This is a genomic window from Francisella halioticida, assembly GCF_002211785.1.
Lineage (GTDB): Bacteria > Pseudomonadota > Gammaproteobacteria > Francisellales > Francisellaceae > Francisella > Francisella halioticida.
The window spans coordinates 48,035-63,256 of the sequence record NZ_CP022132.1 but is presented as its reverse complement, the minus strand read 5'-3'; the positions used below and the strand labels follow the sequence as shown (position 1 = coordinate 63,256).

Genomic DNA, 15,222 nt, shown 5'->3' with positions numbered 1-15,222 from the left:
TAAACCTACTCCGTTGCTATTTCAGATATAATATCTGTCTTACCTAATATTGCATTAATATAGGCAACATCTTTATATGTTAAGCCACCTTGATATTTTTTAAGAGCAACATAGTCTTCAACATAATTAAATATTGAATCTGCGAAAGAAAGCTGTGCCTGGACAAGAATCGCTTGACGGTTTAGTAAGTCAACAATTGTTTGAGTTCCTGCTTCAAAGCCTTCCAAAATAGCTTTTACTGACGCGATACCTGAGTATACTGACTCTCTATATGCTTTTATCCTTACCGCATCTAGTACGACTGTTTGATACGCCTCAACAGTTCCAGCATAAACTTCTCTTTTTGTCTGTAATAATGCATAATCTGCCGCTTGATTATCATAGCTTGCTTTTTTAAGTTTAGCATAATCAGACCCTCCTCGAAGAATATTCCAGTTAACACTTCCACCTATACTAGCAACATCAAATTTTTTAGGAATTCTAGCAACTTGTGCTGGATCTCCAGAAAAGCTATTTCTTTGCATATTTATGCCCCCAGTTAAATTAACTTGAGGAAAGAAATTGCCCCACTCAATACCAACACCTTCACCAGCTGCTTGATACTCAAACTTTTTCTGAGCAATATCGATGTTATATTTTTGTGATGTGTTTAACCAATAATCAATATCGTTTGGAATAGGGTCACCAAATTCAGTATCCTTTGAGATATACAAAATAGCGCTTATACGCTTACCAATAAGTCTTGCCATTACAGCTTTTGAATTAATAAGGTTTCTTTGTGCATTAATTCTATCTGCTATAGCTTGGCGGTATTGTGCATCTGTAGTTTTAAAATCAGCATAAGAAACCATTCCTGACTGATATTGATATTTTTGAGTTAAATATAGTTTTTTATTCCAAGCTTCGTTTGCAAACTGAAACTGTAATGCCTGCTCTGCTCTTAACAGCTCAAAATATGCCTGTACTGTATTAACAATTAGAGTTTGTTCAGCTTTGGCGTAAATCATTGCATAAGATTTTTGCAAATACGTTGCTTGAGTATAGGTTTTCCATTTGCTCCAATCAAAAAGCACCTGTGATCCCTGAAAATTAAAAACATTAGATGTATCATCCACTCGTCCACCAAATTGATTATACAAGTCTCTTCTTAAGTTATATTGGATATCAATTTGTGGTAGTAGTGCACCTAATGCAGTAGGAACGGTCTCAACATTTGCAGCGAACGTTGATCTTGCAGCTTGATATTCAGCATTATGCTTAGTTGCTAGTTCATATATATCAACTAAACTATAAAATTTATCTTTAGTTTTACCAACCATAGCAACTTTATCAGCCTTTTTGAGAGCGTAAAACTGATTGTTTTTCTTTATCTCATCAGCCTTTTCATATTGTTTTTTAACACTGTATGGATCTGACGCAACATCGGTACCTACTGGTCTACCAACATCTTTATATTTAGGAACAGGAGTTTCTTCGCTAGCTAAAGCCAAACAAAAGCTAAAAAAACTTACAAAATATATAACAAGATTTTTCATAGTGTTTCTTTACTTATTGTACGTATCAAAAAGAAAACTTTTTTGATATTTCTCATTAGCAATTTTTGTTATCATATAAATTTTGTCACATACGCCACTACGAACGACAAAAACAACCCTACCACCAACTTCTAAAAGCTCAAGTAAAGAGTTATCAATCTCACTTTCCTCTACGATATTTGATATATATATACAATTATATTTCTTTTCGTTCTTTTTAATATTAATAAGGTATTCAGCACTATTAAATTCAATATTATAAATACCTATATTTGCAAGCTGACGCCTTGCTTGACTAAGTCTTTGTTCATCATAATCTATTAGCTCAACATTTTTAGCTAATTTTGCTAAAAGTGCTGCTGGATAGCCGCACTCTAAACCAAGCTTTAAAATATTATCACTAGTTTTGATATCTAAAGCTTCTATAAGCCTTGCTGTAAGCATTGGACTTCTTAAATGCCTATCATCAATTATTAATGCTGTATCGCAATATGCTAAACCTTGCAATTGCCTTGGTAAAAAAATCTCCCTAGGGATGTCTGCCATAATTTTAGCAACACCATCCAAAGAAAGTCCTTCTGTAAGGACTTGCTGTTTAATCATATTTTCTCTAGCAAACTCGAAATTCATATTTGACCTTATAAATTTAAGAAGTAGGTTTCGTCTACTATTTTCAGACAAAAGATGACGTCATAATACCATAGCAAAAAAAATCTTGCTACTTTTTTGCTGCCAGACACCATTAAGATTTTTGAAAAAGTCCCCTAATAATATTCAATTTATTCTGATCTTTGTTACAATATGCATAATAACTATAAACACTGGCTAGTGATACTCCTTTATCTATACTAATTAAGTCTTTTCTCTCATTAACTTTAAGAGGAAAGGTTGGTAAAAAACCATAACCAACACCTTGAATAATAGCATTATAAACACTTAAGCAACAATCAAAACTTATTATATTCGATAAACCAAACTTGCTTCTAATGGGACTTTTGATGTCTGGGCATTGAATAAATTATAATAATCTCCATGTAAATAATTTTGAAATAGATCATTATATGTCCTTTCCTTTTGGTAATTTTGCCTATACAAATTCATTTAGAGAAGAGTTATATGATAGCTTTGAAACTTATGCTGATACCACATTTGAATTAATAGATGCTTTATCATCATCAAATGCTAAAACTGCTGTTGAGCTATCTTTATCCCCATTTTTTACTCGACAATATAGCAGCATATCTCAGATACTAAAGATAGAATCACAATCATCGATATTGGGTAAAGTGGGAACAAAATTGATTAATGAAATAAAATTAAACAATTCATCCAACATACATTTTTATGCTCTAGATGAAACATCAATCTTAAAGCCTAACTCAAAAAGCATGGATAGAAGAAGATTTGTTTATGGATTGACTAATGGTACGGGTAAAGTTGGCATAGGTCATTCATACTCTTATTTAGTATACTTAGGCAGGAGATGGGGCAATGGGTGGTACCTGTTAATTTGCAGCGAGTGACTGCTGCTGATTCTGGTATTAGTGTAGGCTTAGATCAATTCCATAAATACATATCTAATCAAGAGAATTCAGGAGATATTAATGTTCTGATTGGTGACTCAAAATACAGTTCAATGGAATGTATTCATAGAGTTTACTCAGAACATAATAATACATTATTGTTAAGCAGGCTTAACTCTGTTAGAAATTTATCTTTTCAAGATCATAGTGATAATAAGCTCAAAAAATATGGTGAGTCTTTTAAATTAAATGATGAATCAACATGGACTACAGCTCCATCTGATTCTGAACAATGTGAAATAGTTACCACACGAGGAAAAGTATATACTGTAAAATTGACTCGTTGGAATAATTTAATTATTCATGGAAAAAGGAACATGCCAATGCATGAGAATTGTTTTGATATTGTTAAAGTTCAAGTTTTTAAAGACAATGGAGATCCAGTATACTACAAAAATATGTGGTTGATGTTAGCTGGCAAAGATAGAGGAAAGCTGACTAGTTTTGAAATATTTTCTAGATATTCAAGTAGATTTAATATTGAGCATTTCTTTAGGTTTTCTAAGCAACATTTACTTTTAGGTAAATATGAAACTCCAGATACTCCAACACTAGATATTTGGAATCAAGTTAGTGTACTTGCCTACATAAATTCACTTGCATGTGCAAGTTTATTGGATACGGATTTATTACATCCTTGGCAAAAACAAATGCGTAAAAACAATAGTATTTACACGCCTTATCAAGTGCAAAGGAATCTATCAACCATATTACAAGAGATTGGTTCACCAGCAAAGCATTGTGTATATAAATCTCATGGATATGGACGAGCTCCAGGTACTATTTTAAATAAAAGAGCTTCTTATCAGCCTTATAAAAAATCAGAAAATAGTGAGTATGGTAAAAAACAAAAAATACCAGACTCTAAGATAGTTTTGAAAAAGTCTAAAAATGAAATAATTAGTGTTCTAGAACTAACAAATCATCAAACTAATTTGTTAAATTCCTATATAAATTAGGCAGATTTTAGAAAATTATATAGTATTTGAGATTCCGCTGATAGGTGGAAGAGATTGCTACACATCAAAAGTCCTACAAAAGCTAACAGAGTTGTTGGTAAACAAAAAATAAGAATAATTATACTTTTGGTAATTTTATAAATATTTCCCATATAAATTAATTAGCATATATAACCTCAATAGAATAATTTTAGCATATTTATGGAGCATCTTAATTTTTCAACTTTCTCTCAAGCTTAAAAATTGGTAAGGCTTAATGAAAAAATAAGCATTTTAACTATAATTAGTTGATACAATTTAGATGATTAACGATAATTAGAATATCTGGTGATGGTCTCAGACTTGGTATTAGTGAGAGTGGTTTATTATATTTTTATTAGATGGGATTAAGAGGTTTTAGAATGACTCTATCGAAACAGCAAGGATTTTCACTAATTGAGCTAGTAATAGCAATGTTGGTTATATCTATAGCTGTATTGTCGTATGAAATCATTCTTTATAGAGCCAAAAGTTCCGAGACTCTTTTAACTAATGATGCTGAGCTAGTTGGAACAGCTGATAATAGGTTTAATGAATTTCTAATTACAGGAGCTTTAGATAATACTGAGGATAGTGGGTCATCAGTTACTATTACCGATTCTGGAAATAATAATTGGACTTTTACTAGTAAGAATGACACTGACTTGAGTATAAATATGGATTTATCATAATGATGAGGCGAAAAGATCTAGGTGTATCATTAGTCGAGGTATTAGTTACTATAGCTGTTGCGTGGATTGTTATGGTCTTAATAGTGCAATCGTTTTATCAGATGCGAAGACAGAACATAGAAACAGTAGAAAATCTACATACCCATACAGAGGCTGTAGAGGTAGATAATATCTTTAGAAGTCTCATTGATAATGCTTATATATCAGGAAATGCGACATATTCATTCTGGAAGTTATCATCACTTCAAGTTGCTTCGCAATTAAATCCTCTTAATTACCCAATAATTTTTGCTCAAAGAGCAGCGTTAACACCTGGGGTGACAACTCTAACGCCTAACTTTGAAGCAGATACAGATGTTCTTGTTGTTCAAACTATAGATGATCCGCAGGTTCTTTCTACTGCAATAGTTTCAGGAGCAATTTCATTCACACGCCCAGTAGCCGTGGCGCCAGCAATTACAGCGGGTAGATATATGTTATTATCCAGCGAAAGCCACCAAAATTTAATAACAGCAGCAAATAATGTAGCTAGTGGTTCAACAGCTATTAATATGGCAGCTATAAATCAAAACTTCCCTGCAGGCACGACACTGTATACTGACTATGTTGTTCGAATTATTTATGTTGAAGAGCAAGCAGATGGACAAGGGAATGTTGAAGATAATTTAGTCCAGTTAAACTATGATGGTACTGGGGCTCCTGTTAGGACTGTTTTGCTCTCGGGAGTTAGTAATTTACAGATTAGTTATAATACTGGAGCAGGATGGCAAAGAGTTACGGCGAATGACCCTGAAGAGTTAAGGTTGTGGTATAAGCAAATTAGAGGATTGAGATTTAACTATAATTTAAATGGTGAAAGTCATGAGACAGTGGTTGCCTTTGGCGGTATTGGAGATAACTCAATTTAAATAGTTCATGATTCAAAAATTTATCAAAGATAAAAATGATAAATTGACTACTAGGGTATATAATGTATCATTAGGATTTTTATAAATATAAGATTTATCTAGTTATGCGATTTGTAGATGAAGTGGCTGTTAAACTTCAAGCTGGTAAAGGCGGTAATGGTTGTGTTAGCTTCCGTAGAGAAAAATATGTTCCTAGAGGTGGGCCAGATGGTGGCGATGGTGGTCATGGTGGCAGTATATATCTCAAAGCAGATGAGAATGTAAATACGCTGATTGATTATCGTTATAAAAGAGATTATCAAGCAGAAAATGGTCGTCCAGGTGAAGGACGTAACTGTTATGGTAAGGCAGGTGAGGATTTGTATCTTATTGTACCAGTTGGAACAAGTATTTTTGATGCTGAGACAAATAAGAAAATCGGTGAAGTGCTAAAGCACGGTCAAACTTTTAAGATTGTTGAGGGTGGTAAAAGAGGAATAGGTAATACACATTTCAAGAGTAGTACAAATCAAGCACCTAGGAAGTTTACCTTAGGAGAAGAAGGTGAATATAGAGAAGTTCGCTTAGAGTTAAACTTACTGGCGGATATCGCCTTGTTAGGATTGCCAAATGCAGGTAAATCAACATTAATTCGCTCGGTATCTCAGGCAACACCTAAAGTGGCAGACTATCCATTTACAACTATGTATCCACATCTTGGTGTAGTTAAGGTTGGTGTAGATAGTTTTGTTATGGCTGATATTCCAGGGGTTATTGAAGGAGCTGCTGAAGGGGCTGGATTAGGTTTGAGATTCCTTAAGCATTTAACTCGAGCTAGATGTGTATTACATGTGGTTGATATTTGTCCATTTGATGACTCAGATCCTGTTGAAAATTATTTTGCTGTTGAAAAAGAACTTGAAAAGTATAGCCAAGAGCTTTTTGACAAATCAAGATTTTTGGTTATTAACAAAATAGATTTGCTAGCTGATCAAGTTGAGCAAAAGTGCCAAGAATTTGTCAATAGTATTGGATATCAAGGTAAGTATTACGTAATCTCAGCAGTCATGAAGAAAGGAACACAGGAGCTAGCTAAAAAACTAAATGAATTCTTACAAAAACAAGAGTAAATATGGATGAAAATAAGAAATCTAATATTCGGTTCACCAATTCCTGCAGCTAAGCAGCATGAACAGAAAATAGGATTATTCTCAGGATTTGCAATTTTATCTTCAAATGCATTGTCATCAGTATCTTACGCAACAGGAGAGGTATTTATAGTTTTAGCAATAGCTGGAGCTACTGCTGTTTCTAAGTATGCTATTGGTGTTGCATTGATGGTGATTTTACTAATATTATTGATGGGATTCTCCTATGCTCAGGTTATAAAGGCCCATCCAGAAGGCGGTGGATCATATTCGATAGTAAAAACTCATTTTAATGAAAAACTACTTTTACTAACAGCAGCATCATTAATCATTGACTATATACTTACTGTAGCCGTATCTGTATCTACAGCATCTGTTGCTATTAGTTCAGCGTTTCCTGTATTAAATGATTATATTGTTGAATTGGCTTTAGCTTTACTTGTACTTTTAATGGTTATAAATTTACGTGGGGTTAAATCAACAGCAAAAATCTTTGCATGGCCTACATATATGTTTATTGCTTCAATACTTATAATGATAGTTATTGGGGTTTATCAATACAGCGATGGTTCTTTAGCAAAGTTTGAGTATACACAGAATTATGTTAACCAAATGCATACTTCAATAGGGGTACTAACAATTACTCTTGTTTTAAGGGCTTTTTCATCAGGTAGTGCTGCTCTTACTGGTATTGAATCATATGCAAATGGTGTTTCAGCATATAAGTTACCAGTGCTGTCAAAAGCTATATTCGGTATAGTTTTGATGACCTTACTATCTATAATTATGTTTGCTGGAGTTACATTTATTGCTACTAAAACAAATATTTATCCCTGCTTTTCAGAGAGTGTTTTATCTCAGGTAGCTCATCAAGTTTTAGGGAATGGTATTTTATACTATTTTTTACAGGCATCAACTTGTCTGATACTGCTTATGGCAGCAAACACTTGTTTTACAGGGTTTCCTACTCTAGCATCTATCATGAGTAAAGATCAATATTTACCAGAACAACTACAACGTGTTGGAGATAGATTTGCTTTTAGAAATGGTATTGTGATGCTGACAGTTTTATCAGCAATTTTGGTAGTTATTTTTGAAGCACAAGTTAGTAAGTTGATTCCACTGTATGCATTTGGAGTATTTATTGCGTTTACTCTTTGTCAGGCTGGTTTGGTTAAGTTTTGGTATAGAAATAAACGTCAATATAAAAGTTGGGGCCTTAGAGCCTTTATAAATGCTTTTGGCTGTGTAGCAACATTTGTTGTACTAATAACAATTGTGGAGAGTAAATTTTTCGAAGGAGTGTGGATAATAATAATTGCGATTGTAATTATTATGTTTGGTTTATACTCGATTAAGAATCACTACATAAAAAGAGAAAATAACTTAGCATTAAGTGTTGATGAAGCTATTGTAAATGCTTGCGTTCATGAGAATGCAAAGCCTAAAATTATACTTCTAGTCTCTCGTATTCACCGTGGTACAATAGAAGCATTAAGGTTAGCAAGAAATATATCAGATGATATCACACCTGTTTTTGTTTCGGCTAATGAGAAAAAAATAGCTAAGATAAAAGCCCAATGGAAAAATTTAGCATTTAAAGAAAAACTTTTAATAATGCGTCCTGTCTATAATTCGTTTATTACACCAGTATTACAAATTTTACGTAAAAATGACCTAAGAGATCCTGAAAGAGGCTATTCAGTGGTTGTGATTCCTGAAGTAGTTAATACAAAATGGTGGCACTTTTTACTTCATAATCAAAATTCTCGTATGGTTAAGTTGGCAATTGCTGCAATGGATAAAAAAGATAAAAAAACTGCAGCAAGAGTTGTTATATCGGTGCCTTATAAAGCAGAATCGTAAATGAAATATTTTTTTATAAGCTACTAGGAGATATCAGGCGAGTTTTGAAAAATCAGAGCCGGCATCGTTGCATTATTGGTGCTTTTATAGTTCTGTGGTTTTTGAATTTGTTAGTGTTGGCTTAGGTGTTTTTAAATCATTAGTATCTAGCTTTTTTTATAATGCTATCGAACAAATATGATAATCAATCAGAAAAAAGAGCATATATGATTTATTAAAAGACAAAGAAGTAGCTTATATATCAGTTAGTCATAACAAAAGAGTAAAACGATATCAAAATAAGATTTTAGAGCCATCGTGATTAATTAGTAAATGAACAGCTATGCTAGCAAAGTAGCCAATGGCAATAACCCATGTCCATTTTAGATGGCCCATAAAAGTATATCTACCCTTTGATTTACCCATCACAGCGACACCAGCAGCAGAACCAATAGCCAATAAACTACCTCCAACACCGGCTGTAAGAGTTATTAGCAACCATTGTGCATGCTCCATAACAGGATTCATACTTAGCACTGCAAACATTACAGGAATATTGTCTATTATCGCTGAAAGTATACCTATTATTGTATTGGCCTGTGTATGTGCGGAAAATAGACTTGGGGCTATAGATTGCATATCTGTGTAGATATATTGAGAAGCTACACCCAAGTAACCAAGAGCTGCAAGTCCTTGCACAGAAACTAAAATACCATAGAAGAATAACAAAGTATCCCACTCAGCATCTTTAACTTTATCAAAAATATCAAAAGCATGAGGAGGCATCTTGTGACCTTTAGGATTTTTTTCCTCATATGCTATTTTTAAACCGTAGAAATAATTATAGATCATTACATAACCAAAACCGGTCATCATACCTAGGGAAGGAGGTAAGTGAAGAATATGTTCAAATGAGACTGCTGTTGCTATCGTGAGTATAAATAGGACTATTACTGATATAGCACCACGTTTTAGTTCAACCTTGTCTTCAACTATTGATTGGGCTTCCATTTTTGGCAAAAAGAAGCTCATAATAATCGCAGGAACTAGGAAGTTAACTAGTGATGGTAAAAATATTGAAAAAAACTCTGTAAAACTAACAACACCTTTTTGCCAAACCATCAGTGTTGTAATATCTCCAAATGGTGAGAATGCACCACCTGCGTTTGCTGCAACAACAACGTTCACACAAGCCATTGTGACAAATTTTTTATTATCTTTACCTATGGAAATAACAACAGTGCTCATAACTAAAGCTGTAGTTAGGTTATCAGCAACAGCTGATAAAAAGAATGAGATAATTCCTGTTAGCCAAAAAGTACCTAAGAAACCAAAACCAGCTCTAAGCAGAGAGCTTTTTAATTTAGCAAAAACATTTCTATCTTCCATAAGGTTTATGTACGCCATCGCGACTAATAAAAAAAGCAATAGCTCACCGTACTCAGTCATAATATGATTGAAATTACTACGAACAATATTATTTGCACCAACTGATTCGCCGACAATAGCTACCAAAACCCAAATTACACCAGCTGCAACAATTACAGGTTTTGATTTGTTGAGTTTTGTAAAATCCTCAGTCATAACTAATAAATAAGCTAGAATGAATACTACGATAGCAGCTATTGCTAAAGGGTGGCTAGTTGCATTAACACTAACGGCACTAAGTGTTGATTCACTATCGCTTGCAAAAGATAGTAGCGGTAGCATTATTATGGGTATACTTAATATAAGTTTTTTGAGCACTATTTAATTTAAAGAAATTATTTATGACGAATATTATAACATTGTGAGCTATTTAATTAATAAAAAATAAATTACTACTTATTTGGTAGTAATTAACATGTGAAAAGTTGTGATATATACTATACCCTATTATTCAATAATAATATCAATATTGAGGCTCTTATGTGGAAATATTCTCCATTAAAGACGATTTTTGTTTTAGGCTCTATGGTTTTTGCTTTTGCATTGGCTATGGATGTTTATATGCCTGTTCTGCCAGAGATGCGTGAAGGTTTGAATACCACTCAGCAAATGGTCCAAGTTACACTATCTTTATTTCTAGTTGTTACTGGAGTTGGTCAGCTTTTTTTAGGACCATTATCTGATCAGCTAGGTAGATTTAAAGTTATTTTATTATCATCAATACTATTTGTTATTGGTTCAGTGTTATGTGCTATATCAACGAATATTGATTTTCTAATATTCTCAAGAGTTATCCAAGGGTTAGGTTGTTGCGGTTTATCTGTTTGTGCTTTTGCTATTATTAGAGATGCTTTTTCAGGTAAAACAAGTTCGATGATATATAGTTCTATTAATGCAATAATATCTGTTTCACCAATAATTGGGCCTCTTATTGGTGTCCAATTAGCTATGCATTTTGAATGGGAGTCAGCATTTATTTTCCTGACAATATTAGCTACTATAGCTTTCTTAATTGTTGTGATATTTGTAAAAGAGAGCCTACCTGTTGAGAGACGTAAAAAAATGTCATGGGACGTCTTTGCACGATATTTGTATGTTGGGAGATCTCTACAGTTTTGGGCTTATTCTTTGACGGCTGTCTCAGGTATGGCGTCATTTTTTATATTATTTTCGATGACTCCTTATATTATTAATTATCTAGGTTACCCAATTTCGGAGATATATGTGGTTTTTGGTTCTGCTGGAGTTGCCTTTCTTTTGGGGTCATTACTATCTGGAGCAATAGTTAATGTACTTGGTGTTTATAGTACCGCAATATTCGGAGTTGGATGTGTTCTTGTTGCAGGTATAACGTCTTTAATTATATATATGATATATGGTCTAACACTTTGGGGCTTCTTTGCACCGTGTTTTTTTGCTACTTTTGGTGCAGCCTTTACCACCGGCACAGGAGCAAGCGGTAGTCTTGAGCCTTTTTATGAGATGGCTGGTGTTGCTGCAGCATTATTTGGTACTATGGAGTTTGCAATTAGTGGGATTATTGGCAGTGTTGCAATGCTTTTCCCAGCTACAAGTTCTCTTCCAATAGCTATTACAATGATTATTATGTCAATAGTGTGCTTTTTCTTGCTATTTTTAATAAGGAAAACATCAAAATAAATACTTGTTTTTATTAAAAATTACAGCTTATAGATTTAATTACTTTTGCTATTATGTAGCTTTCAGCTTGAGAAAAAGAGCTTTATACAGTAACTGATCATACCCTCCTATTTGGGACACTTAGGTGTTAAGAAAATGAGACAAGATGAGATATACAAAAGAGTTTAAAGATGAAGCTGTTAAATTATGTTTACAACCAGATGCAAATAGACGAGAAATAGCAGATAATTTAGGGGTTAAATATAAAACCATTTGCAGTTGGATATACAAAGAGCTTAAAGATATGGGTTGGAAAGTTACTCAACCTAGAGTATCTAAACGTATGAAATTACTTGGTTTACATGCTAAAGCGGCTCGTAAGCATAAGAAAACTACAGATTCTAACCACAACAAACATGTTTATGATAATTTATTAGAACAAAACTTCACTGCTTTATCTGTAAATCATAGGTGGGTTACAGATATAACTTATGTACCTACACAAGAGGGGTGGCTGTATCTTTGTGTGATTATACACTCTGATAAAGGGTCACAGTACTGTAGCAAACAATATCAAGACATTATTAAAGAACACTGGCTACTATCAAGTATGAGCTCTAAAGGATGCTGTTACGATAATGCTGCTTGTGAAAGTTTCTTTGGAACTTTAAAAGTAGAGTTAGTACATGATGAAAGCTATAAAACTAGAGAAGAAGCTAAACTATCAATATTTGAATATATTGAAGCTTACTATAATACAAAAAGGAGACATTCTACAATAAATTATATGACTCCATATCAATTTGAATATATAATGGAAAATGAAGTAGTAAACTGTCCCAAATTGACGGGGTAGATCAGTTGTACAAAACGAGCATAATGTTGAAGCCATTATTGAGAGATTTTTTGCTCCTGATTTCTACAACAACGAATGTCCTGAAGGCTTCCCTCGAGAGAGAGGGAGATAAAGTTATGCACGAAACTCTGTTTAAAGCTTTTCCTGATATGAAGGTAAATATTATAGATATGGCAGCTGAGGGAGATACAGTCTGGACTATGAAAGACTTTTATGGTACTCACACAGGTTCTTGGCTAGATATCCCTCCAACGGGTAAAAAAGTTAAGTTTCGTGTAATTGATGTCATCAAGATGCGTGATGGAAAATTTATTAATCACCGGCAAGCTAGTGATTTTGTGCAATTACTCGAGCATTTGCGTGTGGCTGCAAAGGCCGAATTGAAATGGTTCGAGCACAAGTAGAATTAGAACTTAGTAATAATTCTTAACCTTTTATTTTCAACTGGAAACTCCTCTGCATGTAGCCATTTTTTCTTAAGCTCCTAGGACCTCTTTTAGTTAATGTATTTTAAGATGTTCTATGACTAATGGACATACCCAAAACTATCTTTTGATTCCAAAGATCACATCTTTATTCAAGCGACAAAATTACGATCTAGAGAAAAGATAAATTAAGTTGGCTGTATTGTCTTATCTCTAAAACTAAATCTACATTTTTGCTTATAAAATACTCTAATACCCACAAGTAAACTAGTAAAAGACAATACGCTTAGAATACTTAACATAAAACCAATATATGGATTCATACTAGATGCAACTATGCTTACCAAAAAAATTCCACACATTTGCATAGAACCATAAAAAGCACTAGCAACTCCCTTCATATTATCAAATAAACTTAAAAGGCTTGCTACGGAAATTGGTGTAACAATACCTGCTGCTAAGAAAAAAATAGCAAGAATAAGAATAAGATCTACCAAATCTATCAACTTAAAAAAGTTTAATATTACTAAAATAATCGATAAGCCAAACATCATAAATAATCCTAATAAAATAACTTTTTCTTTTTCTATATACTTAAGTAGTACCATTGATGTCAAAAGTCGTGAAATAATTATCATCATTAATAGCATTGTGGAAACTATTCCAAATGTTGCTGATGTTAAGTGATAATCATTAATTAGCACAAACGATCCAATCACATCAAAAGAGATACCTCCAGATAAACCTGTAATAATAAAAATCAGATAAACCCAAAATATTTTAGTCTTTGCAATAGTTAAATAATTATTGGCCAAATGTCTAACATTCATTGCATCAGGATTTTTATTTTTATTTGTCTCAGGTAAGAGAAAAATTACGGAAATAATTAAAGTAATTGCAAAAATAAGCATAAAAACAAAACTACTTTGCCAGCTAAAATGAAACTGTAAAAATCCTCCAATAAGAGGAGAAATAGCTGGAGCTACTGCAAAAAAAATACTCATCCAAGCTACAGCTTTTAAAAAATGTTCTTTTGTAAATGAATCTTGTACAAGTGTCCTAGCTAACGTAATTAATGCACCGGCACCAATTCCTTGTATTGCCCTACCTAGGATTAAAAAAATGACTGACCGCGACAAAATACAAAATACTGAACCACATGCAAATATTACTCCACCGACTAATATAAATGGTTTTCTACCATATTTATCAGATGCTGGACCATAAATGAGTTGTGATAATGCCATTGTTATAAAAAAACTTGATACCGTTATTCTAGCTAATGACGAGTTTGTACTAAAATAGCTTGTAATAGCAGGTAAAGATGGAGTAAACATCACAGCTCCAAAAAAGTACCCACACCCTAAGGCTATTGTAAAAATTGTTAACATAACAACTCCTACAGGCTTTTTTGTAACAAATTTCATGAAAATTAACCTCAAAAAACAAAATTATTGAACGTGTGATCAGTAATAATAACACCTCATGATCGATCGTTCAATAGAAAATAGCATATGTTATCTGATATAATCTAAAAAGCTAGAAATTAAAAATCTAAATTTAAACTTATGGAAATCAAAGCGAATAATACATTAAAAAAAATAATTAAATCAGCAAAGTATTTATTTCTTGAAAATGGTTTTAACGGTACATCTATTAGAGATATTGCTAAAAAAGCTAATGTTCAAAGCTCTTTGATTTATCATTATTTTTCAAATAAAATCGACTTATGGAAAACAGTAAAAGAATCTTTAATAAATCCAGACACCTTCTCTTCTATAAATGATTGTATCAAACAGGATACTTTTGAAGGTTTTGTAAAAAAATTAGTGGCCACAAGGTTTAATATCCATGCTAGTAATCCAGATATGTTAAAGATTTTAGATTGGCAACGCTTAGAAAAAAATTCTTCTTTATCAGGAATTAAAAATCAACAGAATATTGCATCATTTGATCAGTTAGAAGAAGAAATTAAACATTTTCAAGAAATTGGACAGTTATCAAAAGATTTTTCTGCTAAATATGTTCTTTTGTTTATTTCATCTGCAACACTCACTCCATTTATGCGCTCATATGAACTTGATAAAGATATATTAGAAGAAGGTGATTTTGTAAAAATGACAACAACCCTTTTATTAAAAGCTTTTAAAGAATAACTTACATTACCTTAGAAGGTATAAGTTATGTAATGTACTTAAACTTAAGAGA

14 protein-coding genes are annotated in these 15,222 nt (G+C 32.8%); 10 read left to right on the top strand and 4 right to left on the bottom strand.

What is annotated here, in order from left to right:
• Window positions 1-5 precede the first annotated feature (5 nt).
• On the bottom strand, window positions 6-1,535 hold the full coding sequence (locus CDV26_RS00370) for a TolC family protein (protein ID WP_088771609.1): 1,530 nt from the start codon (window positions 1,533-1,535) through the stop codon (window positions 6-8).
• 9 nt (window positions 1,536-1,544) lie between these two features.
• Window positions 1,545-2,165: a protein-L-isoaspartate O-methyltransferase family protein gene (locus tag CDV26_RS00365; RefSeq protein ID WP_088771608.1), complete on the bottom strand. Its 621-nt coding sequence runs from the start codon at window positions 2,163-2,165 to the stop codon at window positions 1,545-1,547.
• Window positions 2,166-2,596: 431 nt separating this feature from the next.
• Here CDV26_RS00365 and CDV26_RS00360 point away from each other — a divergent pair, with 431 nt between their 5' ends.
• From CDV26_RS00360 to CDV26_RS00335, 6 genes are all read left to right on the top strand, one after another.
• Window positions 2,597-3,058, top strand: a complete 462-nt coding sequence (locus CDV26_RS00360) for a hypothetical protein (RefSeq protein WP_088771607.1) — start codon at window positions 2,597-2,599, stop codon at window positions 3,056-3,058.
• On the top strand, window positions 3,019-4,077 hold the full coding sequence (locus CDV26_RS00355; RefSeq protein WP_157671279.1) for a hypothetical protein: 1,059 nt from the start codon (window positions 3,019-3,021) through the stop codon (window positions 4,075-4,077). The genes CDV26_RS00360 and CDV26_RS00355 overlap by 40 nt, the downstream gene beginning before the upstream one ends.
• A gap of 401 nt (window positions 4,078-4,478) precedes the next feature.
• Window positions 4,479-4,787, top strand: a complete 309-nt coding sequence (locus CDV26_RS00350) for a prepilin-type N-terminal cleavage/methylation domain-containing protein (protein WP_157671276.1) — start codon at window positions 4,479-4,481, stop codon at window positions 4,785-4,787.
• A gap of 2 nt (window positions 4,788-4,789) precedes the next feature.
• Complete coding sequence (locus tag CDV26_RS00345; protein WP_157671273.1) at window positions 4,790-5,695, top strand: pilus assembly FimT family protein; 906 nt, start codon at window positions 4,790-4,792, stop codon at window positions 5,693-5,695.
• A gap of 104 nt (window positions 5,696-5,799) precedes the next feature.
• On the top strand, window positions 5,800-6,804 hold the full coding sequence (gene cgtA, locus CDV26_RS00340; protein ID WP_088771603.1) for an Obg family GTPase CgtA: 1,005 nt from the start codon (window positions 5,800-5,802) through the stop codon (window positions 6,802-6,804).
• 6 nt (window positions 6,805-6,810) lie between these two features.
• Window positions 6,811-8,688 carry an APC family permease gene (locus CDV26_RS00335; protein ID WP_088771602.1) on the top strand — a complete coding sequence of 626 codons (1,878 nt, stop codon included), beginning with the start codon at window positions 6,811-6,813 and terminating at the stop codon, window positions 8,686-8,688.
• A gap of 273 nt (window positions 8,689-8,961) precedes the next feature.
• Here CDV26_RS00335 and nhaD read toward each other — a convergent pair whose 3' ends face one another.
• Window positions 8,962-10,413, bottom strand: a complete 1,452-nt coding sequence (gene nhaD, locus CDV26_RS00330) for a sodium:proton antiporter NhaD (protein ID WP_088771601.1) — start codon at window positions 10,411-10,413, stop codon at window positions 8,962-8,964.
• Between the two features lie 162 nt (window positions 10,414-10,575).
• On the opposite strand from nhaD, the gene CDV26_RS00325 reads away from it, so the two are divergent.
• The 3 genes from CDV26_RS00325 (at window position 10,576) to CDV26_RS00315 (ending at window position 12,993) form a co-directional block, all read left to right on the top strand.
• A complete protein-coding gene (locus CDV26_RS00325; RefSeq protein ID WP_088773411.1) occupies window positions 10,576-11,754 on the top strand; it encodes a multidrug effflux MFS transporter in 1,179 nt (392 codons plus the stop codon).
• 145 nt (window positions 11,755-11,899) lie between these two features.
• Entirely contained in the window at window positions 11,900-12,589 is a 690-nt protein-coding gene (locus tag CDV26_RS00320; RefSeq protein WP_088771600.1) for an IS3 family transposase, read from the top strand.
• 116 nt (window positions 12,590-12,705) lie between these two features.
• Complete coding sequence (locus CDV26_RS00315) at window positions 12,706-12,993, top strand: ester cyclase (protein WP_157671270.1); 288 nt, start codon at window positions 12,706-12,708, stop codon at window positions 12,991-12,993.
• A gap of 209 nt (window positions 12,994-13,202) precedes the next feature.
• Here CDV26_RS00315 and CDV26_RS00310 read toward each other — a convergent pair whose 3' ends face one another.
• Window positions 13,203-14,441, bottom strand: a complete 1,239-nt coding sequence (locus CDV26_RS00310) for a Bcr/CflA family efflux MFS transporter (RefSeq protein WP_088771598.1) — start codon at window positions 14,439-14,441, stop codon at window positions 13,203-13,205.
• 141 nt (window positions 14,442-14,582) lie between these two features.
• Here CDV26_RS00310 and CDV26_RS00305 point away from each other — a divergent pair, with 141 nt between their 5' ends.
• On the top strand, window positions 14,583-15,170 hold the full coding sequence (locus CDV26_RS00305) for a TetR/AcrR family transcriptional regulator (RefSeq protein WP_088771597.1): 588 nt from the start codon (window positions 14,583-14,585) through the stop codon (window positions 15,168-15,170).
• The last annotated feature ends 52 nt before the right edge of the window (window positions 15,171-15,222 follow it).

Bases quoted from the DNA above. Each gene is read 5' to 3' on its own strand.
- CDV26_RS00370 (WP_088771609.1), bottom strand. From the start codon at position 1,535: ATGAAAAATCTTGTTATATATTTTGTAAGTTTTTTTAGCTTTTGTTTG.
- CDV26_RS00365 (WP_088771608.1), bottom strand. From the start codon at position 2,165: ATGAATTTCGAGTTTGCTAGAGAAAATATGATTAAACAGCAAGTCCTT.
- CDV26_RS00360 (WP_088771607.1), top strand. From the start codon at position 2,597: ATGTCCTTTCCTTTTGGTAATTTTGCCTATACAAATTCATTTAGAGAA.
- CDV26_RS00355 (WP_157671279.1), top strand. From the start codon at position 3,019: ATGGGGCAATGGGTGGTACCTGTTAATTTGCAGCGAGTGACTGCTGCT.
- CDV26_RS00350 (WP_157671276.1), top strand. From the start codon at position 4,479: ATGACTCTATCGAAACAGCAAGGATTTTCACTAATTGAGCTAGTAATA.
- CDV26_RS00345 (WP_157671273.1), top strand. From the start codon at position 4,790: ATGAGGCGAAAAGATCTAGGTGTATCATTAGTCGAGGTATTAGTTACT.
- cgtA (WP_088771603.1), top strand. From the start codon at position 5,800: ATGCGATTTGTAGATGAAGTGGCTGTTAAACTTCAAGCTGGTAAAGGC.
- CDV26_RS00335 (WP_088771602.1), top strand. From the start codon at position 6,811: ATGAAAATAAGAAATCTAATATTCGGTTCACCAATTCCTGCAGCTAAG.
- CDV26_RS00325 (WP_088773411.1), top strand. From the start codon at position 10,576: ATGTGGAAATATTCTCCATTAAAGACGATTTTTGTTTTAGGCTCTATG.
- CDV26_RS00320 (WP_088771600.1), top strand. From the start codon at position 11,900: ATGAGATATACAAAAGAGTTTAAAGATGAAGCTGTTAAATTATGTTTA.
- CDV26_RS00315 (WP_157671270.1), top strand. From the start codon at position 12,706: ATGCACGAAACTCTGTTTAAAGCTTTTCCTGATATGAAGGTAAATATT.
- CDV26_RS00310 (WP_088771598.1), bottom strand. From the start codon at position 14,441: ATGAAATTTGTTACAAAAAAGCCTGTAGGAGTTGTTATGTTAACAATT.
- CDV26_RS00305 (WP_088771597.1), top strand. From the start codon at position 14,583: ATGGAAATCAAAGCGAATAATACATTAAAAAAAATAATTAAATCAGCA.